We start from the raw sequence: 21,041 nt of genomic DNA on the forward strand, positions 1-21,041 counted from the left end.
AGTCTTACAAGAATTTATTTTATTAAAGTCAAATAAATCTTTAATATGAAGAATCATCTGGTGCACTACCAGTAGGAAGGGATGATTTACTCAAGTCAGTTTCTTTTTTGGTAGTTAAAAAAGTAAATTCAGTAACTTGAATTTCTGTTGTATACTTTGTAGCACCATCTTCTGCTTGCCATTGACGCGATTTAATTCGTCCTTCAATATAAATCTTATCTCCTTTTGAAAGATATTTTTCACAGATTTCGGCTGCTTTATTACGAACTACAATATTATGCCATTCCGTAGAGGTGATTTTTTCACCTGTTGTTTTATTAATATACACTTCGTTAGTAGCTAGAGGAAATCTTCCAATGCAGTTACCTCCTTCGAAATAATGCATTTTAATTTCATCTCCAAGATGTCCTATCAAAATGACTTTGTTTAATGTACCGTTCATGGCTTAGAATTTAAAGGGTTAATCAAAAGTAATAATTTATAACGAATTAAAATAATTTGAAGCCATAAAATTGTGAATTACAATTGGGAAAGGCAGCTTTTGTATTTCTGTAAGTGATTTTGAATCAGGCAATTTTACATCAAAATTTAGTTGAAAAAACCGTATATATAAATTTTGGTGTGATAATTTATGCTGAATTATTTGCGGATGTAACACAAAAATTTCATTCGGCTTTTGATCAAAAAAATCCATTTCAGCCAACTGATTCATAAAATCAAGTTCCGAAACTAATTCCTCCGTTTCAATCAACGGAAATTCATATAAATTTTCCCAAATCCCTTTTCCTTCACGCTTTTTAACCACAAAATTCCCTGTAACATCTTTTAAAACTAAATAATTAAAAAACTTATTACTGACTTTTGTTTTTTTAGACTTTACAGGTAACTTCGCTACCCTTTTTTGCTGTAAAGCTCCACATGAAGATGAAAAAATACAATCCTCACAATTTGGATTCTTTGGAACACATTGTAAAGCACCAAACTCCATAATTGCCTGGTTAAAAAGTGCTGGATTATCTAACGGTAAAACTTCTTGTGCTAAATTTTGAAATTCCTTTTTCGTTTTCCCATCCGAAATATCACTATCAATATTAAAATATCGGCTCAATACTCTAAAAACATTTCCATCAACAACTGCAACAGGTTCATTATAAGAAAATGAAGCAATTGCGGCGGCAGTGTACTCGCCTACACCTTTTAACTGTAATAAATTTTTATAATTCTCTGGAAAATTTCCATTCAATTCCACAGCAATATATTTTGCCGTGGCATGTAAATTTCTAGCTCTGGAATAATAACCTAGTCCTTGCCATAATTTCAAAACTTGTTCTTCATCAGCTTTTGCTAAATCAAAAACAGTAGGAAAAGCTTCTGTAAAAGCTAAAAAATAAGGCAAACCTTGTGCTACTCGAGTTTGTTGTAGCATAATTTCAGATAGCCAAATTAGGTACGGATTTGTAGTGTTACGCCAAGGCAAATCGCGCTTGTTTTGTAAATACCAATGAATTAAAGAGTTAGAAAATTCCATATTTTTTTATTGGACAACAAAAATAAATCTTTAGTAATTAAAATTTAATCAATTATGATTGATTTATTGTTTTTTTAATTCTTATATTTGCAAACTCAAAAAAATACACAATATATTAAATACGAAAGAAAATGACGAAAGCAGATATCGTAGCGAAAATTTCAGAAAAATTAGGTCTTGAAAAAGGAGATGTTCAAGCAACTGTTGAGACTTTTATGGAAGAAGTAAAAAACTCATTAGAAACTGGTGATAATGTTTATTTAAGAGGTTTTGGTAGTTTTATTATCAAAACAAGAGCTGAAAAAACAGGAAGAAACATTTCTAAAAACACTACAATTAAAATTCCTGCACACAACATTCCAGCATTTAAACCTGCAAAAGTGTTTGTAGAAAGCGTTAAAGAAAAAACAGAAGTTACAGTATAAAAATAAATTATTAATCTAAACACCAACATGTTATGCCAAGTGGTAAAAAAAGAAAAAGACATAAGGTAGCAACGCACAAACGTAAGAAAAGAGCGAGAGCAAACCGTCATAAAAAGAAAAAGTAGTTTAAAACTACTTTTTCTTTTTTAGAAAAAAAGTTCATTGAAATTAATCAATTCAACATTGATTATCGGGAAAAATCCTGTAAAATTATTATTTAATCCATCTGTGAAAATGTTAGATGAGCGATGTTAGATGAGGGATGAAACAAATCAGCCAGCATCAAAACATCAAACACCCAGCACAAACAGATAAAAATGTACCGCATGAACAAAGAATTAATTATTCGATCAGGTTCAGACGCTGTAGATTTTGCCTTATTAAAAGATGGAAAACTAATTGAATTACACAAAGAAGAAGAGAAACAAAGCGATTTTGCGGTTGGTGATATTTTTATTGCCAAAATACGAAAACCCGTTGCCGGCTTAAATGCCGCTTTTGTAAACTTAGGTTATGAAAAAGATGCTTTTTTGCATTATCATGACTTAGGTCCAAATCTTCCTTCTTTGATGAAATTTATTAAACTTGTAAGCGCAGGTAAATTAAAAGATTATTCACTCAAAAATTTTCCTTTTGAAGCTGAAATCAACAAAGACGGATCAATTATGGATATTTTAAGTCCAAATCAGTCGATTTTAGTTCAAGTGGTTAAAGAGCCTATTTCTACAAAAGGTCCCAGAATTAGTTCTGAGATTTCTTTAGCAGGAAGATACGTGGTTTTAGTTCCTTTTTCAGACCGAGTTTCTGTTTCTCAAAAAATAGAATCTAAAGAAGAAAAAGACAGATTAAAAAGACTGGTTCAATCCATTAAACCAAAAGGATTCGGTGTTATTGTGCGAACAGTAGCCGAAGGCAAAAAAGTAGCCGAACTTGATAAAGATCTACAAACACTTCTAGAACGATGGATGTCGATGAGCAGACGATTACAAACTGCAAATCACCCATCAAAAGTTTTGGGAGAGTTAAACAAAGCTTCTTCTATATTGAGAGATGTATTTAACGATACATTTTCTTGTATACATGTAGACGACGAAGATTTGTATTTAGAAACGAAGGAGTATTTGCAAGAAATAGCTCCGGATAAAGTGTCTATCGTAAAACACTATCAGTCAAAAGACACGCCTCTTTTTGAGAAATATCATATTGAACGACAAATAAAAACGTCTTTGGAAAAACAGTTTCCATGAGCAAAGGTGCGTATTTAATTATTGAACACACAGAAGCGTTACACGTTATTGATGTAAACAGCGGAAACCGTTCAAGCAAAGCACTAAGCCAAGAAGATACTGCACTTGAAGTTAACATGATTGCCGCAGCTGAAATTGCTCGACAATTGAGACTTAGAGACATGGGCGGAATTATTGTGGTGGATTTCATTGACATGCAAAATCCAGAAAACCGCAAAGTTTTATATGATTTCTTAAGAGAAGAAATGAGTGACGATAAGGCCAAGCACAAAATCTTGCCTCCTAGCAAATTTGGATTAATTCAAATTACTAGACAAAGAGTCAGACCAGAAGTAAACATTAAAACAAGAGAAGAAGACCCAAACAATGAACATGGGGAAATTGAAGCTCCAATTTTAATCGTTGACAAAATTGCAACTGACCTTGAACGCATTATAAAAGACCATAAAAAAGTTGTACTTAACGTACATCCGTTTGTGGCAGCATACCTTACAAAAGGTTTTCCATCATTACGTTCAAAATGGTTTTTTGAACATAAAAAATGGGTGAAAATTATACCTCGTGACGCTTACACGTATCTAGAGTTTCATTTCTTCGACAAAGAAGGCAATGAAATTATAGTAAAATAATATGGGATGTATCCTGTAAAAACAAAAACCGCTACTCGAAAGATTAGCGGTTTTTTTGTTTTTTATTGTTCAAAAAAATTCTCCCATAAATCATACAATTTTTTGTTTTTCTCTTTGTAAGTTTTTTTGAATTTTAAGACTAAAGTATCTTTATCTTGAGTTGGATTTTCGTAATATTGAATCCATTCTTTTCCATTATTCAATTCTGAAGTGTTTTTGTATTGTTTCACAACACTTTTTTCAGATATTAACTTGTTGTTTTTCCATTTATAAATGGTCTGAATATTTTCCATATACCAACTACCAAAGTACTTATAATAAACCAAATTTTTATTATTATCATAGGATAATTCAGTCGCAAATAAACTACAAGATTTTATAAATTTGTTTGTCTTTGTATCAAATTTGTAAATTGTATTTTGCTGGTTACCATTCATGTTATAATGTCCTTTAATTAAAATCTCATTATCCTCATCAAAGTTGAAATTTTGAAAATTAAAACTCAAAACATCCCAGTTGTAATCGTCTGATTCTATTCTTTTCCATTTATCATCATATTTATAAAAATAAATATTTTGTGTTTGCCAATTTCCATAAATATCAAAAGCGAATACATCACTTTTATTTATAAATTTCCCAATAACTATAACTCTTGAAGAATCAGAATCTATTATTGAATCTAATGGATAGATAAATTCATTTTCTTTTAATTGTAAAATTTCATCATTGTGTGAATTTAACAGACTGTCAACGTTTAGCTTTTCATGAAATAAATTTGGTTCAAGAATAATTTCTTCAATAGATTCACTTGGATTATCTCCTTTACTATCTTTTTTTCTAGCTGAGCAATTATAAAAAAGCACAATTCCAATTAGAAGAATTATGCTTTTCATAAATTTATTCTTTATTGATTTCTTAATCCAACTCATATTCCAATCGAACAGTAATTCTTGCAGTTTTATTTTTGCTATATGTATCGTTGTTTCCGCCGTAGCTATCTTCTTCGGTAGAACCTTGGCCTGTAATTTGGAAAACACCCATACTTGCCGATTTTAATTTTCCTAAACTTCCATCGGCCGCTTTTACAATTTTTTGAGCACGCTCACTAGCATCTTTTGACGCGTTTTGAATCAAACTATGCTTTAAACTTGGTAAATCAGAATAGGTGTATTGAATAGAATTAGAAGACAATTCAATTCCCGAATTAATTAATTCAGATGTTTTGCTGGATACTTCTTCAATTCGTTTCATTAAACTTGGATTCTTTTTAGCTGAAAAAGAAATCGTTTGTGTGGCTTCATAACCATCAAAAACTTGCTCGTATTTGGTTTGATAAGCTACTTCCGTGTTTTCGGTTCTGACTTCTCTAAAACGTTTGTTGAATTGTACCGCTCCAAAAGTAAATTCTTCTTTCTTAAAACCTTTGTTCAAAAAGAAATCAGAAACAATTTTTTGATCAGAAATCATCTTGTTATACGCTTCTTTAATATCAAAACTCTTGGTTGTAAAACTGCCCGACCATAAAATTTCATCTGAAACGAAATCTTTTGTTCCTAATCCAATTACGGAAATAGTGTCTAAGTTTTCATTACGATTTTTAAATGCCGAACCTAAAATAAATGCTGTAATAATTATTGAAATTCCAATAATTAAGGTCGATTTTAATCTACTTTCCATACTTTTTAAAAGATTAGTTTGTTTTCTAATGCAACATCAAAAGGTATACCAAGTTACGAAATTTTAAGTCACTTTAAAAACTATCTTCTGCTTTTAAAAAAAGCAATCATCAAATCAGCACATTCTTTTTCCAAAACTCCCGAAACTACTTGGGTTTTTGGATGCAGTTGCGTTCTCATTTTTTGAAAACCTCTGTTTTCATCGGAAGCACCAAAAACAATTTTAGAAATTTGTGACCAATACAAAGCACCTGCACACATTTGACAAGGTTCTAATGTAACATATAAAGTACAATCTTTCAAATATTTTCCGCCTATGAAATTCGCAGCGCTAGTTATAGCTTGCATTTCTGCATGAGCAGTAACATCATGTAATAACTCGGTTAAGTTATGGGTTCGAGCAATTACTTTATTATCAATCACAATAACAGCTCCAACTGGTATTTCGCCTTTTTCAAAAGCTACTTCGGCTTCTTGCAAGGCTTTCTTCATAAAATATTCATCGGTAAAAATATTCTCCATAAGTACAAAAATACGATAACCAATTCTTACTTTTGTGCTGTCATGAAAAATTTACTTTCAAAAATTAACAACCCTATCGATTTAAGGAAACTTCCTGAAAATCAACTCCCTCAATTAGCCAAAGAATTGAGAGACTTTATCATTGATATTGTTTCGAAGAAAGAAGGGCATTTGGGTGCAAGCTTAGGTGTTGTAGAATTAACGATTGCACTGCATTATGTTTTCAACACACCGGAAGATTTGTTGGTTTGGGACGTCGGTCATCAAGCTTACGGACATAAAATTTTAACAGATAGGCGCGCTATTTTTCATACAAATAGAGAATCAAACGGAATTTCAGGGTTCCCGAAGCGAAGCGAAAGTATTTATGACACATTTGGAGTGGGACATTCTTCAACTTCTATTTCGGCCGCTTTAGGAATGGCGGTGGCTTCGAATTTAAAAGGCGAATTTAACAAACAACACATTGCGGTTATCGGTGACGCTTCAATTGCAAGCGGAATGGCATTTGAAGGCTTAAATCATGCAGGAGTTACTGATGCCAATTTATTAGTAATTTTAAATGATAATGCCATTGGTATTGACCCAAGTATTGGCGCTTTGAAAAATTATTTGACCGCTGTAAAAGAAGGTAAGAATCCAAAACAAAATAACATCATCAAATCATTGAATTTTGATTATTCGGGCCCGATTGATGGACATGATTTACCAAAATTGATTTTAGAATTAGAACGATTGAAATCGGTTAAAGGTCCAAAATTCTTACACGTCATTACCACCAAAGGCAAAGGATTACAATTAGCAGAAGAAGACCAAGTGAAATATCACGCGCCAGGAAAATTTGATGCCGAAACAGGTAAAATTCATCCGAAAGATGAATCGCATTTACCCCCAAAATTTCAAGATGTTTTCGGGCACACATTAGTAGAATTAGCGAAACAAAACGAAAAAATTATTGGAATAACGCCAGCAATGCCATCAGGAAGTTCTATGAAATATATGATGGAAGCTTTCCCAAAACGCGCAATTGATGTAGGAATTGCAGAGCAACATGCCGTTACTTTAGCTGCAGGGATGGCTACGCAAGGCATGGTGGTTTTTTGTAATATTTACTCTACTTTTTTACAACGTGCTTACGATCAAGTAATTCATGATGTAGCTTTGCAAAATTTACCTGTTATTTTTTGTTTAGACAGAGCTGGATTAGTGGGTGAAGATGGCGCAACACATCATGGCGTTTTTGATATTGCTTATTTAAATTGTATCCCAAACCTAATTATTGCTGCTCCAAAAGACGAAATAGAGTTACGAAATATCATGTTTACTGCTTCAGAAGGGTTAAATCATCCTATAGCAATTCGTTATCCAAGAGGAAGAGGTGAAATCGTAAATTGGCAACAACCTTTTGAAAAAATAGAAATTGGAAATGCAGCAACACTGAGAAAAGGAAGTAAAGTTGCTGTTTTATCTACAGGAACTATTGGCAATAATGTTACAAAAGCACTTAATACAATTGAACGTTCAGAACAATTTTCGCATTATCATTTTCCGTTTATAAAACCATTGGATATTGATTTTGTTCAAAAAATTGTAACTACTCACGACCAAATAATTACAATAGAAGATGGTGTAATTACGGGAGGTTTTGGCGTACAAATTAATACAATTATTGCTTCAAACAACTTAAACAAACCTATTATTAATTTGGGAATTCCAGATATTTTTATTGAACATGGAACGGTTTTTGAGCAACAACAATTTTGCAAAATAGACATTAAAAGCTTAATTCAATTATTTAACACTATTACACATGATTAAAAAAGCCTGCCTAATAGGGTTTTTACTCCTTACCACACAAAACAACTTTTCTCAAATTATTAGAACCGAGATACCAGACTCCACTTCAAATTGGACAAAAGAAAATAAAGTTGGGTTAGACATTTCGCAAATTACATTCGTAAACTGGAACGCAGGAGGAAACAATTCTGTCTCTGGTCTTTTAAAGGGACAATTTATCAGAACCTACACTAATGGAAATTTGAATTGGAAAAACGAATTAATTGCACGTTATGGAATTAATAAACAAGAATCACAAGATGTAAGAAAAACGGATGACCAGCTGCAACTGAATTCTACTTTTGGGTACCGAAAAGACACTATTTCAAATTGGTATTATGCAGGAAAATTTAATTTCAATACACAGTTTGCCAATGGTTATGCATATCCAAATACAGATTTAGCAATTTCAAAACCTTTTGCTCCAGCATACATATTCTTGGGTATTGGGTCTGAATATTCAAGAAAAGATTTGAATTTAAACCTTTATTTATCTCCGTTAACCAATAAAACAACGCTTGTTTTTGACCAACGTTTGGCTAATCAAGGGGCATTTGGTGTGGAAAAAGCTATTTACGACATAAATGGTGTATTGATTAAAGAAGGTAAAAACACCAGAACAGAAGTTGGTATATTAATTACGAATCAGTGGAAAAAAGAAGTTTATAAAAATATTAATTTAGAACATAGAGTTAGCCTTTATACCGATTATATAAACAATTTTGGTAATATTGATGTTGACTGGCAATTGCAATTAGCGATGGTAGTAAATCAATATGTAAAAGCTAATATTGGCACTCACTTGCTTTATGATGATGACATTAAGTTTAAAGAAGAAGAAGCGGGTATTCAAGTAACTAAAGGACCTAGAGTTCAGCTCAAACAATTACTCGGTGTAGGAATTGAATATAATTTTTAAAAAAAGAGGCTCTGAAATTTCAGAGCCTCTTTTTTTACTTTATTTTTTTATTGTAGCACTATTTTTTCTGTGTGAGATAACCCTTCAGCTTCCATTTTAACTATATAAAATCCAGACTGAAGTCCTTGAAGATTAATCATTTTATCTCCTGAAAAATCTTCAGAATTAGTATACACATTTCGACCATTAATATCATAAATATTAATATTCAAATTACCTGAGTAATTATTTATTGAAACGTTAAGTATTCCATTATTTGGATTTGGGTAAATTTTAATCCAATTAGAAGTTTCAAAATTATTTGCTGATAAAGTACAATTTGAACCGGTTGCAGGAGTACTTCCTGGTATTGGAGTTGTAAAATCTTCTACCTGATCTTGAACACCAGCCACACCAAAAGTAGTTCCTGAAGTAGCATTAACTCCCAAACCTCTTCTTGCAAAAGTTTCCCAAATCATACAGTAATCTTCACCATTAGTTGTATTTATGTCAGCTTGGATTATGGCATTTCTACATTGAACTAAAGAAGGATTAGCAGGTGTTAATTTCATTGCATCTAAAACTAATCGCATCACTTTATTATTCCCACCAGTTCCATTATAAATATTTGGATCATAACCATATTTATCAATATAATTCCAAGTCAAATCCCATAACATCACACACCAAATAGAACCTAATCCATGCACATCTACTCTATCTGTACTAGTAGCTGCATCAGTGTACCATTGTGTATTCGTGTCTCCAAAAGTATGAGGGTTTACCGACATATCCGTTGAATATCTATATTCACGAATACCATTTCCAGTAACTGGCTGGTTTACAGCAAATGTTGCAATACCTCTAGCGTCAAATCTTGTATCTCCAGGTTTAATTTGCATAATTAACCATGCCCAATCAGACCATCCTTCACCTGGTTGTTCTGCAGAACCTCCCATTCCAGCACCACCACCAACTAATCTTGTAGAAATACCGTGTGTATATTCGTGTGCAATAATTCCATTATCAAAATCCCCATCAGAATTTACAAATCCTGTTGGATCATTTTTAATTTTACCATTCACTGTTCCTAATAACATTTCAGCAATAATTGCTTCTCCAACATTGTAAGAAACAAAGATTGCTGGAATAGTAATTGTTGCATCAGCTCCAGACATATTTACAAGTTGATCTGGATTAGCAGTATCGTTATTAACTATTATTACTGCAATAGCACCTGCATTTTGTGCAAATTTTACTTTCTCAGCAAACGTACAAACCCCTCTTCTAATTACAGCTATCTTACCATTTAATGCTGCAGCATTTATCGCAGGAGTACAGGCATCAGCATTTTCAGGAGTACCATCATCATACAATACCAAATCTTGTGTAACACCAGGAGAAGGCACTAACGCCACGTTTCCAGGTGAAAAAACATTATTCGCTGCATTATATTCTCCAGCTATAGAAGCAGGTGAATTAATCGTTAAAAATTTAGGCGTTGGACCAACATCCCATAAATACATTTGCATTCTTGGTCTACTTCCATCTGATGGTGTAGCAAAATTTGCATTATTAAAACTCGGAGTAGTAGCTTGAGATCCATCTTGAGATTCTGCTAAAACATAATCTCCTTGAGAGCCACCTCTTCCATAATTTGAAGATTGAAAGTTTCTATTCGTCTCTGTAAATCCATACTGGTACCATAAATCGTGCATTACATTATTCATGTAGAATAAATTTGTAGTCGCCGCATTAATATAAGAAGAAGCTGTTACTCCTGTTCCGCCATAAGCATGATCAAAAATTAAATTAGGATAAGTTCCTGAAGAAGCCGGTGCATAAGTTGTTATTCCAGCAATAGCCGCCGCAGAAGATGGATTTGCATTGTTAAAATCTGCATAAGCAAATACATTGTTTCCTCTCGTGAAATTATACGTTGGAGTTGATCCTCCAATTGCAGCGTTTGCATTGTGCCATCCGTTTGGAGATGCAGCATTTGTTGAAGGTGCTAAAGCTGTTGCAGCTTCAGGGTTAACAATAAGTACTCTTGGTGAGTGATTTGGACTTTCATAATTGAAAGGGATTACTCGGTAATTAGTTGTTCCTGGCGTTAACATCTCTAAAGAACTTGATTTAAACATTTCTTTTGAAAAGTTTACCACATTTTCATTTGAAGAACAATTGTGCTTCATCCCTTTTGGACCAAAAGTACAATTATGTACTAAATCATATTTTTCAAGGATTTCACCCGAAGTAGCATCAATTTTAATTTTCCACAAATGTTGCGCATTTTGTGAATAAAATTCGTAACTCCATGACAATCTTAAATCACCATTTTGGTTAGGAAAATAAACCAATTCAGCTCTAATTGGATCCTGATCTAATTCTCCGTTTGATAATTTAAATTTGTTATTTGAAGAAGAAAGAACTGTTGTTGAAAACGTGTTTTCACCCAGTTTATTTAAAACTTTATTAAAAGATTCAACAACTCCAAAAGCAGGATTAACTGTATTAACTTTTGAAGAAACATTGTTTATAAATCCTTCTGGTTCATTGATAATTTCACCTTTTTTAATCCAAAAATAGATGTAAGAATTATCAATTTTAATATTGTTATAGGATTGCATAACTAAATAGTTAACAATTCCGGTGGTTTCTGAACTGGTTTCACTTTGAATAATCCATTGATTGGTTTCAGAAGTAGATAGTCCTAATTTTTCCTTATTTTGATTAATGTAATTTTGAATTTTCAAGCTATCAGACTGGGAAAATCCTAAAGCAGTGATTAACAGAAATAATTGTAGTAATTGTTTTTTCATATTTTATGATAGGTTAGTTTATGCTTAATATCAACAAAATTAGCACTTTATACTAATTTTCAAAATTTTTTAATCTTTATTTTGTGTTTTTAACTTTTGTTTGCCTGAATTGTTTTGAATAACTCAACAGCCTTTCCATCAGTAAGCAACGATACGAAATGACAAATATGTAACAATCTGTCATACAAATTCTCTCTTTGAAATTGAAAACGTTCAGGCAATAATTTCAGTAAAAGAGCATCATAATTTGAGGCTGTTCCGTTTTCTTTTTTGTTTGTTGCCGTACAAAAACCATCTAACAGGCTATTAATTACTTTGTAACCCATTACCTCTTTGTGAATTACTTCCTTACTTTGATATACGTTTTTTATACTGATTTGGATGATGTCGTTCATTTGGGCTTTATACTGACTTTTATCCATTAATGCAAACGGGAATTCTCCTGCTAAAATAGCTTTTTCATTTTCCATAAAAACAGCCACGGCATCATTGATTAAGCTTCCAATAGCTAATGCGCGCAAATAACTGATTCTATCTTCTTTCGTAAGTAATTCGTTATATTTTTTGGTATCAATTCCGTTTTTGACTAATTTAATTAAGTATTCCAATGCGTATTCTTCCGAAATTAAACCTAAGTTAATTCCGTCTTCAAAATCGATAATCGTGTAACAAATATCATCAGCCGCTTCAACCAAATACGCTAACGGATGGCGTTCAAAACCAATATCATTCCCTGATTTATTAGAAATCAAACCTAATTCATTGGCAACCTCAACAAAAAAGGCTTTATCGGATTGAAAAAAACCATATTTTTTATCACAAATTTTCTGTGTAGGTTTTTTTGGTAAACTTTCTTTCGGATATTTCATAAAAGCCCCCAAAGTAGCATATGAAATACGCAAACCTCCTTCTATTCCTTCACGAGAAGCTGCTAAAACTGAAAATCCATTGGCATTCCCTTCAAAATCAATTAAATCTTGCCATTGCTTTTCAGTTAATTGGTCTTTGTATTGCAATCCGTTTCCTGTTTTGAAATATTCGCCAATCGCTTTTTCGCCCGAATGACCGAAAGGTGGATTTCCAATATCATGAGACAATGCCGCAGCAGCTACAATTGCACCAAAATCATTAGCCTGATAACCATAAACTTCTAGTAAATGGGGATAATTGGAAATAATTTGCTTCCCAACTAAACGACCAAGTGAACGTCCCACAACCGAAACCTCTAAACTATGCGTTAGTCGATTGTGCACGAAATCAGTTTTTGAAAGTGGAATGACTTGCGTTTTATCTTGCAAACTTCTAAAAGCAGCAGAAAAAATTATTCGGTCATAATCTACTTCAAAGCCTAATCGTGTGTCATCTTGCTCTTTTCGTAAGCGTTTACTGGTGTCGCCTTGTCTTTTTAAAGACAATAATTGTTCCCATTGCATCATAAGATTCTAGATTGAAGATTGCAGATTTTTGATTTCAGAGTTTACTCTTTTTCGTTTGCCAAGAAGAAATTTCTGGATTTTTTTGGATACTGATTGTAACTTTTATCACTCGGATTTACAATAACCGATTTGATGTTGATTTCGTCTCCTAACTTGAAGTTTTTTTCTGTGTATTGGTAATCCAATAAATATTCGCCACAGAAATAGTTTCCGTCTGCATCTTTTTCTATGATTCCTGTGTGAACGCCTTTTTTATCTTTTGACATAATCTGTTTATTTTTTTCAAATGTACGAATTGAAATGCAATTTTTTAAAACAAAAACAGCCATCAAATGACGACTGTTTTCTATATTCTATGTTCCGTATTCTATATTCTAATTAAGAACCACACATTTCACAATCTTCTGGACCTGCATTTTTTGCTAGTTCAATCATTGCTCTGTATTCTTCAGCTGTCATTTCTGCTGGTTCTTCTAAAACCGCAATAGCTTCTAATTTTTGAGCAATTGGTTGTTCTTGTACTTCGATTGGTTCTGCTTTTTTATCGTTATTTAAAGTAAACTTAATCGCATCAACTGCAGATTTAGTTCTTAAATAATACATTCCGGTTTTTAAACCTGATTTCCAAGCGTAAAAATGCATCGAAGTTAATTTAGCATAATTTGCATCTTGCATAAACAAGTTCAACGATTGCGATTGGTCAATAAAATACCCTCTTTGACGACTCATATCGATAATATCTTTCATTGACATTTCCCAAACCGTTTTGTACAATTCTTTTAAATCGGATGGAATTCTTTCGATGTTTTGAACCGAACCATTGTGACGCATGATTTCTTGCTTCAAGGTTTCGTTCCACAATCCTCTTTCTACTAAATCGTTCAACAAATGTTTATTTACTACGATGAATTCTCCCGAAAGTACTCTTCTGGTATAAATATTAGAAGTGTATGGTTCAAAAGCTTCGTTGTTTCCTAAAATTTGAGACGTTGAAGCAGTTGGCATTGGCGCTACTAATAATGAATTTCTTACTCCGTTTGCCATTACTTCTTTACGTAAACTTGCCCAATCCCAACGACCAGAAAGTTCTTCGTCTTTTAATCCCCAAAGGTTGTGTTGGAATTCTCCGTTAGCAATTGGTGAACCCTCGAAAGTTGAATATGGACCTTCTTCTTTAGCCATTTCCATAGAAGCTGTTACGGCTGCGAAATATAAGGTTTCGAAAATTTCTTGGTTTAATTTTTTAGCTTCATCACTTGTAAAAGGCATTCTCAACAAAATGAAAGCATCAGCTAAACCTTGCACACCTAATCCAACCGGACGGTGACGCATGTTTGAGTTTTCTGCCTCAATAACAGGATAATAATTTCTATCGATTACCTTGTTTAAGTTGCGTGTTACACGTTTTGTTACGTTGTACAATAATTCATGATTGAATGCGCCGTTTTCAACAAACATTGGCAACGAAATAGAAGCCAAGTTACATACTGCAATTTCGTCTGCAGAAGTGTATTCCATGATTTCTGTACATAAATTAGACGAACGAATGGTTCCCAAATTCTTTTGGTTTGATTTTCTGTTCGCTGCATCTTTGTACAACATATATGGTGTTCCTGTTTCAATTTGAGATTCTAATATTTTTTCCCAAAGTTCACGTGCTTTAATGGTTTTTCTTCCTTTTCCTTGTGCTTCGTATGAAAGATATAAAGCTTCAAATTCATCTCCATATACTTCATCCAAACCTGGACATTCGTTTGGACACATTAACGTCCAAGTGGTGTCTTCTTCCACACGTTTCATGAATAAGTCAGAAGTCCACATGGCAAAGAATAAATCTCTTGCACGCATTTCTTCTTTACCCGTGTTCTTTTTCAAATCTAAAAATTCGAAAATATCAGCATGCCAAGTTTCTAAGTAAATAGCGAAACTTCCTTTACGTTTTCCTCCACCTTGATCTACGTAACGAGCAGTATCGTTGAAAACACGCAACATTGGAACAATTCCATTTGAAGTTCCGTTTGTACCACGAATATATGAACCCGTTGCACGAACATTGTGAATTGCTAAGCCAATTCCTCCCGCTGATTGCGAAATTTTAGCCGTTTGTTTTAAGGTGTCATAAATTCCATCAATACTATCATCTTTCATGGTTAATAAGAAACAAGATGACATTTGAGGTTTTGGTGTTCCTGCGTTGAATAATGTTGGTGTAGCGTGTGTAAAGAACTTTTTCGACATTAATTCGTACGTTTCAATTACCGATTCCATATCGTTTAAATGGATTCCAACCGAAACACGCATTAACATATGTTGTGGGCGTTCCACAATTTTTCCATTGATTCTTAACAAATACGAACGCTCTAAAGTTTTGAAACCAAAGTAATCGTAATTAAAATCGCGGTTATATATGATGTGAGAATTTAAAAATTCTGCATTGGCTTGAATTACTTCATGCACCTCATCTGAAATCAAAGGCGCCTCTTGATTGGTTCTTGGATTTACATAGTGGTACATTTCACTCATCGTTTCCGAGAATGATTTATTGGTATTTTTGTGTAGATTAGAAATTGCAATACGAGCCGCTAGTTGCGCATAATCTGGGTGTGTAACCGTCATGGAAGCTGCGGTTTCTGCTGCTAAATTATCTAATTCAGAAGTGGTAACACCATCATATAATCCTTCAATTACACGCATTGCCACTTTAACAGCATCTACCATGTCATTTAATCCATAACATAGTTTTTTAATTCTATCGGTGATTTTGTCAAACATTACTGGCTCCTTATGGCCATCTCTTTTTACTACATACATACGTTTTTAGTTTTTTGAAAACAGACAATCCCTTCTCTGCTTTCGGTTAATATTTAATGAACTAAAGCGCGAGTCTCCCGACGTTTTATAGCGCTCTATATTTTATTATTTTTAGAAATCAGCGTCGAAGCTAATTTTACTTGATTCAGAATCCGAATTCATTACGCCTGCTTTTTGGTATTCACCTACCCGTTTTTCAAAGAAATTTGTTTTCCCTTGTAATGAAATCATGTCCATGAAATCAAACGGGTTAGAAGAATTATAAACTCTTTCGCAACCTAATTCTACTAACAATCTATCGGTTACAAATTCTAAATATTGCGTCATTAAAGTAGCGTTCATACCAATTAGACTAACAGGAAGTGATTCTGTAATGAATTTTCTTTCAATATCTAAAGCGTTAGTCAAAATTTCTGTAATTCTAGCTTTTGGCACTTTGTTGACAATGTGATGTGTGTGTAAATGCACAGCAAAATCACAATGCATTCCTTCGTCACGCGAAATCAATTCGTTTGAGAAAGTTAACCCAGGCATTAATCCTCGTTTTTTTAACCAATAAATTGAGCAAAATGAACCTGAAAAGAAAATTCCTTCAACTGCAGCAAAAGCAATTAAACGCTCAGCAAAACTTGGCGATTCAATCCATTTCAATGCCCATTCAGCTTTTTCTTTAATCGCTGGAAACGTTTCAATAGCATGAAACAATTGGTGTTTTTCCGCTTCATCTTTCACATAAGTATCAATCAACAACGAATAAGTTTCACTGTGGATATTTTCCATCATTAATTGAAATCCGTAGAAAAATTTAGCTTCTGGATATTGTACTTCACTAACAAAATTTTCAGCCAAGTTTTCATTTACGATTCCGTCAGAAGCAGCGAAAAAAGCTAAAATATGCTTAATAAAATATTTTTCGTCTTCACTTAATTTATTGTTCCAATCATTCAAATCTGTATGCAAATCAATTTCTTCTGCTGTCCAAATACAAGCTTCTTGTTTTTTGTACCATTCCCAAATATCTTGGTGTTTGATAGGAAAAATTACAAATCGATCTTTATTTTCTTGTAAAATTGGTTCCACTACTGACATAGTTATTTAATTTTTATATGGTTAACGATTGGTTAAATTGACTTATTTGGGGTTTACAAAGTTTGTCATTTGAAATGAAAAATGAAAGGCAAACTTATTCACAATTGGAGTAAGTTTTTAACAAAGATGATTTTTGTCAGTAAATTAATATAGGTTTTTAATTTACTGATTATCAATTACTTAAAAACAAGTAAAACAAAAGTTAAAATCATGTAAGCAACTGATAAACCAGCTCTTCACATCGATTTATGGCTTAAAAAAAACAGTTATTTTTTCAACTCTTTTGCTACTTTTTCTAATTCCTCGTACCATTGTTGTCCAAATTTTCTAATTAGTGCTTCTTTGACAAATTGATACACCGGAACTCCTAATTCTTCACCTAAAGCACATGCGTCAGAACAAATGTGCCATTTGTGATAATTAACGGCAGAGAAGTCAGAATACTCTTTTACGCGAATGGGATATAAATGACACGAAACTGGTTTTTTCCAATCCACAATTCCTTCATTATAAGCTTGTTCAATTCCGCAAAGTGCCGTTTTTCCGTCGAAAATTACGTAAGCGCAATCTTTTCCATCTATTAAAGGTGTTTCTAATTCTCCAAAATCTGAAGTTACGTGAGTCCCTTGTTCTTCTATGGCTTTTATTCCTTCAGGGCGAAGAAATGCTTTAACTTTTGGGTAAATTTCAGCTAAAATTTTTGTTTCTGCTTCATCTAAAGGCGCACCAGCATCTCCATCTACACAACAAGCTCCTTGACAAGCTGATAGATTACAAACGAATTCTTTTTCTAAGATTTCTTCGGAAACGATGGTTTTATTGAGCTGAAACATTTTGGATTTATTTTAATGTACAAAGATACGATTTTGAATTCAGAAGTTAGAAAAAAGTTGGAATTTGAAAATTGGAACGCGGATGAACCGGATTATACTGATGGTGACAGATTTTAATTGTATCGAATAGAGCTACAGAGAGGTTTTACTTTATTCTTTGCGCTCTTTGCGAAAAACTTTTGCGACTTAGCGTTTAAATCTTCTAACTACTTGAACTTGTCCTTGATTTTTACTCTTGCAATTGATAATGTATCGTTAAATTAAAAAAGTTGTTGGTTCAATATGCTTATATTTGCATAAATATTCAGCGTTTTATGGATTTAGGAATCAATTGGAAAGACATTTTTACGATAAGTATGATACTTTTTGCAGTAATTGATATTGTAGGAAGTATTCCAATTATTGTTGACTTACGCAGTAAAATGGGACATATTCAATCGGAAAAAGCTACTATTGTTGCTGCTGTTATTATGATAGCTTTTCTGTTTGTGGGCGAAGAAATATTAAAATTAATTGGAATTGATGCCAATTCGTTTGCTGTGGCGGGTTCGTTTGTATTGTTCTTTTTGGCTTTAGAAATGATTTTAGGAATTCAATTGTATAAAGAAGACAATCCAAGTACGGCTTCGATTGTTCCGATTGCATTTCCACTAATTGCAGGTGCAGGAACCATGACTACAATACTATCATTACGAGCCGTTTATGACAAAATAAATATTATTATCGCTATTTTAATTAATGTAATATTGGTATATGGTGTTTTGAAGTCATCAGGAAAAATTGAACGTTTATTAGGAAATAACGGATTAGGCGTAATTCGTAAAATATTTGGTGTAATTTTACTTGCGATTGCTGTAAAACTTTTTGCCGCGAATGTTAAAGGATTATTTATTTAGAATATATATACATGAAAATTTTTACTTACATAGCTATTGCTATTGCTTTAGGATTAATTGTTTTTAACATCTTACAAATTGATTTTTCAAATCCGTTTGAAGGGGAAAGCACCGTTGCATTTATTGGTATAATTGCTGGAATTTGCGCTATTTTATTACTTTTATTATTGCGTTTTTCAAAAATGATTGTTGATAAAACTAACGAATAATTATGCTTGATGTTTTAATCATTGGCGCTGGAGTTTCCGGAGTTTCTTGTGCAATGGTATTAGGTTCTGCACAAAACAAACCTTTTGCAAACGATAAGAAAATAGCAATTGTAGCACATCAAAAAGCATCTTCTTTGCAAAACGCTATTTTCAACAATGCTTATGGAATTCCTGCAGGGAAATTAGGAAGCGAACTATTAGAAGAAAGTCTGGCTCATTTATCAAAAAACTATCCGCATGTAAAGCAAATTAATGGCGAAAAAGTACTTTCAATTTCTGGCGAAGCTGGGCATTTTATTATTACTACCAATAAACATTCGCATCAAGCTAAAATAGTAGTTATTGCGATAGGTGCGGGAAATCCTTTTACGATTGAAGGATTAGAAAATTTTGTAGAGCCACACATGAAAATGCCTGCTGTTAAAAACAGAATTCAACTCAAAAATGACGATCATTTAGTTACAGAAGGAATTTATGTAGCTGGTGTTTTAGCTGGACATCGAAGTCAATTATCTATAGCTGCAGGAAGTGGTGCTGCGGTTGCAACCGATATTTTAACCTTATGGAATAATGGAAATCATTCAATGGTTCATGATGCTCTAGGGAAATAATTATTTATTTAGTGCCTTTTTTAACATTCCATCATTCTTCAATAAAACATCATAATATTGCTTTTCGCTGAATAATTGATGTACGAACTCGGCATGTAAATAATGTATAGTCTTTTCTTTTTGTGCATCTAAATTAAAAAACAATCCTGTTTGCGAAAGGTGTTTTTTAAATTCAGAAAAATAATATGGATTGGTTTTGATTTCCTTTTCTAATTCAGCTGGAGTGATTTTTTCAAACTTTTTACGGTTTTTATCCAATTGTTCAAACACGAAATAATTCACTAATCCAGATTGCATAAACAAAGTAGACGCTTCTTCACCATGTATACTTTCAAATGGCACAAAAACATCTGGAATAATACCGCCACCGCCATAAACTATTCTTCCTTTCTTAGTTTTAAATTTTAAACTGTCTGCGATTTTGGTTTTATCTTGTTCGTATAATTCGCCACTTTCAAAACGTTTTTCAAATTCATTAAAATAGTTTTCGCCTTTGTCATCGTAAGGTTTTTGAATGGAACGCCCAGAAGGTGTGTAATATCTTGCAACCGTTAATCGCACTGCAGATCCGTCTCCCAAAGGCATTTCACGTTGCACCAAACCCTTTCCAAAAGAGCGTCTTCCAACAATGGTTCCTCTATCATTATCTTGAATGGCTCCCGCTAAAATTTCACTTGCTGAGGCACTATTTTCGTTGATTAAAATAGTTACTTTTCCGTTTTCAAAAATTCCTTTTTCAGTAGCAAATGTGGTGTCGATTTTCCCTTTTTTATTTTTAGTTTTAACGATAAGTTCTTTGTTTTTTAAGAATTCATCTGCAATAGCAACAGCTGATTCTAAGTAACCACCACCATTGTCTCGTAAATCGATAATAATTTCATTGGCTCCTTGCTTTTTCAATTGGGTTAAACCTTTAAAAAACTCATCATAAGTAGTTTCTGCAAAGCGATTAATCTTAATATAACCCGCTGTTTTTGAAACCATTGTGGCTACATCAACACTTTTGATTGGAATTACATCGCGTATAATATTTACTGCAAATTTTTTATTTTCTGATTTTCTAAAAACGGTTAATTTGATGGATGAACCTTGCTCTCCTTTTAAAATTGAAAACAAGCTATCGGTTTCCATTTTTTTATTGTACAACTGCAATTTATCCGCAAAAAGGATGCGATCTCCGGCTTTAATTCCGGCTTTTTCTGATGGTCCTAGAGCAATTGGCTTAATAACAGCTAATGAATCATTATACATATAAAAATTAACGCCAATTCCTACAAAATCACCACGCATACTTTGTTCAACTTGAGCCAAATCGCTTTTAGGAATATAAACCGAATGTGGATCGAGTTTTTCTAAAATTCCGTTAACGGTTAAATCCACAATCGAATCGGTATTTAAACTGTCTACGTATTCTTTTTCGATAAAATCAATCAGCTTATTTAGTTTGTTTTTATTGGTATTTCTACTAAAAAAAGTGTTTTCGGTAGAAGGATTTAGTTTACTTCCCATGAGAATCCCTATCGCAATGGCTACTGCAATAACAATTGGAAAATATACTTTATTCATTCGCATT

Annotated in this window: 18 protein-coding genes and 1 pseudogene; 7 read left to right on the top strand and 12 right to left on the bottom strand. The window is 32.9% G+C overall.

What is annotated here, in order from left to right:
* Positions 1–40: 40 nt before the first annotated feature.
* Positions 41–442 (bottom strand): single-stranded DNA-binding protein, encoded by a 402-nt coding sequence (locus tag OLM52_RS10020; RefSeq protein WP_166237360.1) that lies wholly within the window; start codon positions 440–442, stop codon positions 41–43.
* Positions 443–478: 36 nt separating this feature from the next.
* Positions 479–1,528, bottom strand: a complete 1,050-nt coding sequence (gene mutY / locus OLM52_RS10025) for an A/G-specific adenine glycosylase (protein WP_264548375.1) — start codon at positions 1,526–1,528, stop codon at positions 479–481.
* A 131-nt stretch (positions 1,529–1,659) separates the two neighbouring features.
* Here mutY and OLM52_RS10030 point away from each other — a divergent pair, with 131 nt between their 5' ends.
* Positions 1,660–1,953, top strand: coding sequence for an HU family DNA-binding protein (locus OLM52_RS10030; protein WP_008254909.1), 294 nt, complete (start codon positions 1,660–1,662; stop codon positions 1,951–1,953).
* Between the two features lie 326 nt (positions 1,954–2,279).
* A pseudogene (locus OLM52_RS10035) lies at positions 2,280–3,829 on the top strand (Rne/Rng family ribonuclease).
* A gap of 62 nt (positions 3,830–3,891) precedes the next feature.
* On the opposite strand, the gene OLM52_RS10040 reads toward OLM52_RS10035, so the two are convergent.
* The 3 genes from OLM52_RS10040 to OLM52_RS10050 all read right to left on the bottom strand — a co-directional run bounded on the left by OLM52_RS10040 (position 3,892) and on the right by OLM52_RS10050 (position 6,027).
* Positions 3,892–4,722 (bottom strand): hypothetical protein, encoded by an 831-nt coding sequence (locus tag OLM52_RS10040; RefSeq protein ID WP_264548376.1) that lies wholly within the window; start codon positions 4,720–4,722, stop codon positions 3,892–3,894.
* A gap of 22 nt (positions 4,723–4,744) precedes the next feature.
* The gene (locus tag OLM52_RS10045) at positions 4,745–5,506 is read right to left on the bottom strand and encodes an SIMPL domain-containing protein (protein ID WP_264548377.1); all 762 of its coding nucleotides are present in this window, start codon (positions 5,504–5,506) and stop codon (positions 4,745–4,747) included.
* Positions 5,507–5,586: 80 nt separating this feature from the next.
* Complete coding sequence (locus OLM52_RS10050) at positions 5,587–6,027, bottom strand: nucleoside deaminase (RefSeq protein ID WP_264548378.1); 441 nt, start codon at positions 6,025–6,027, stop codon at positions 5,587–5,589.
* 42 nt (positions 6,028–6,069) lie between these two features.
* On the opposite strand from OLM52_RS10050, the gene OLM52_RS10055 reads away from it, so the two are divergent.
* Both OLM52_RS10055 and OLM52_RS10060 read left to right on the top strand, forming a co-directional pair.
* The gene (locus tag OLM52_RS10055) at positions 6,070–7,845 is read left to right on the top strand and encodes a 1-deoxy-D-xylulose-5-phosphate synthase (RefSeq protein WP_264548379.1); all 1,776 of its coding nucleotides are present in this window, start codon (positions 6,070–6,072) and stop codon (positions 7,843–7,845) included.
* Positions 7,838–8,782, top strand: a complete 945-nt coding sequence (locus tag OLM52_RS10060; protein ID WP_264548380.1) for a DUF3078 domain-containing protein — start codon at positions 7,838–7,840, stop codon at positions 8,780–8,782. The genes OLM52_RS10055 and OLM52_RS10060 overlap by 8 nt, the downstream gene beginning before the upstream one ends.
* A 47-nt stretch (positions 8,783–8,829) precedes the next feature.
* Here the strand turns inward: OLM52_RS10060 and OLM52_RS10065 are convergent, their stop codons facing one another.
* The 6 genes from OLM52_RS10065 to OLM52_RS10090 all read right to left on the bottom strand — a co-directional run bounded on the left by OLM52_RS10065 (position 8,830) and on the right by OLM52_RS10090 (position 17,752).
* Positions 8,830–11,583: a T9SS-dependent M36 family metallopeptidase gene (locus OLM52_RS10065; protein ID WP_264548381.1), complete on the bottom strand. Its 2,754-nt coding sequence runs from the start codon at positions 11,581–11,583 to the stop codon at positions 8,830–8,832.
* 89 nt (positions 11,584–11,672) lie between these two features.
* On the bottom strand, positions 11,673–13,016 hold the full coding sequence (dgt, locus tag OLM52_RS10070; RefSeq protein WP_264550539.1) for a dGTP triphosphohydrolase: 1,344 nt from the start codon (positions 13,014–13,016) through the stop codon (positions 11,673–11,675).
* A 44-nt stretch (positions 13,017–13,060) separates the two neighbouring features.
* Positions 13,061–13,285 (bottom strand): hypothetical protein, encoded by a 225-nt coding sequence (locus OLM52_RS10075; RefSeq protein ID WP_262319130.1) that lies wholly within the window; start codon positions 13,283–13,285, stop codon positions 13,061–13,063.
* A gap of 112 nt (positions 13,286–13,397) precedes the next feature.
* Positions 13,398–15,830 carry a ribonucleoside-diphosphate reductase subunit alpha gene (locus OLM52_RS10080; RefSeq protein WP_264548382.1) on the bottom strand — a complete coding sequence of 811 codons (2,433 nt, stop codon included), beginning with the start codon at positions 15,828–15,830 and terminating at the stop codon, positions 13,398–13,400.
* 111 nt (positions 15,831–15,941) lie between these two features.
* Positions 15,942–16,919 (bottom strand): ribonucleotide-diphosphate reductase subunit beta, encoded by a 978-nt coding sequence (locus OLM52_RS10085; RefSeq protein WP_264548383.1) that lies wholly within the window; start codon positions 16,917–16,919, stop codon positions 15,942–15,944.
* A gap of 266 nt (positions 16,920–17,185) precedes the next feature.
* Positions 17,186–17,752 carry a DUF3109 family protein gene (locus OLM52_RS10090; RefSeq protein ID WP_264548384.1) on the bottom strand — a complete coding sequence of 189 codons (567 nt, stop codon included), beginning with the start codon at positions 17,750–17,752 and terminating at the stop codon, positions 17,186–17,188.
* A gap of 314 nt (positions 17,753–18,066) precedes the next feature.
* Here OLM52_RS10090 and OLM52_RS10095 point away from each other — a divergent pair, with 314 nt between their 5' ends.
* The 3 genes from OLM52_RS10095 to OLM52_RS10105 are packed head-to-tail and all read left to right on the top strand — an operon-like array spanning position 18,067 to position 19,468.
* Positions 18,067–18,648 (top strand): MarC family protein, encoded by a 582-nt coding sequence (locus OLM52_RS10095; RefSeq protein WP_264548385.1) that lies wholly within the window; start codon positions 18,067–18,069, stop codon positions 18,646–18,648.
* 11 nt (positions 18,649–18,659) lie between these two features.
* Complete coding sequence (locus tag OLM52_RS10100) at positions 18,660–18,857, top strand: hypothetical protein (protein ID WP_264548386.1); 198 nt, start codon at positions 18,660–18,662, stop codon at positions 18,855–18,857.
* A gap of 2 nt (positions 18,858–18,859) precedes the next feature.
* Positions 18,860–19,468, top strand: a complete 609-nt coding sequence (locus tag OLM52_RS10105) for an FAD-dependent oxidoreductase (RefSeq protein WP_264548387.1) — start codon at positions 18,860–18,862, stop codon at positions 19,466–19,468.
* Here the strand turns inward: OLM52_RS10105 and OLM52_RS10110 are convergent, their stop codons facing one another.
* Positions 19,469–21,040, bottom strand: a complete 1,572-nt coding sequence (locus OLM52_RS10110) for a S41 family peptidase (protein WP_264548388.1) — start codon at positions 21,038–21,040, stop codon at positions 19,469–19,471.
* Between the last annotated feature and the right edge of the window lies 1 nt (position 21,041).

Origin of the sequence: Flavobacterium sp. N2820, from assembly GCF_025947285.1 — a bacterium.
Taxonomy (GTDB): Bacteria; Bacteroidota; Bacteroidia; order Flavobacteriales; family Flavobacteriaceae; genus Flavobacterium.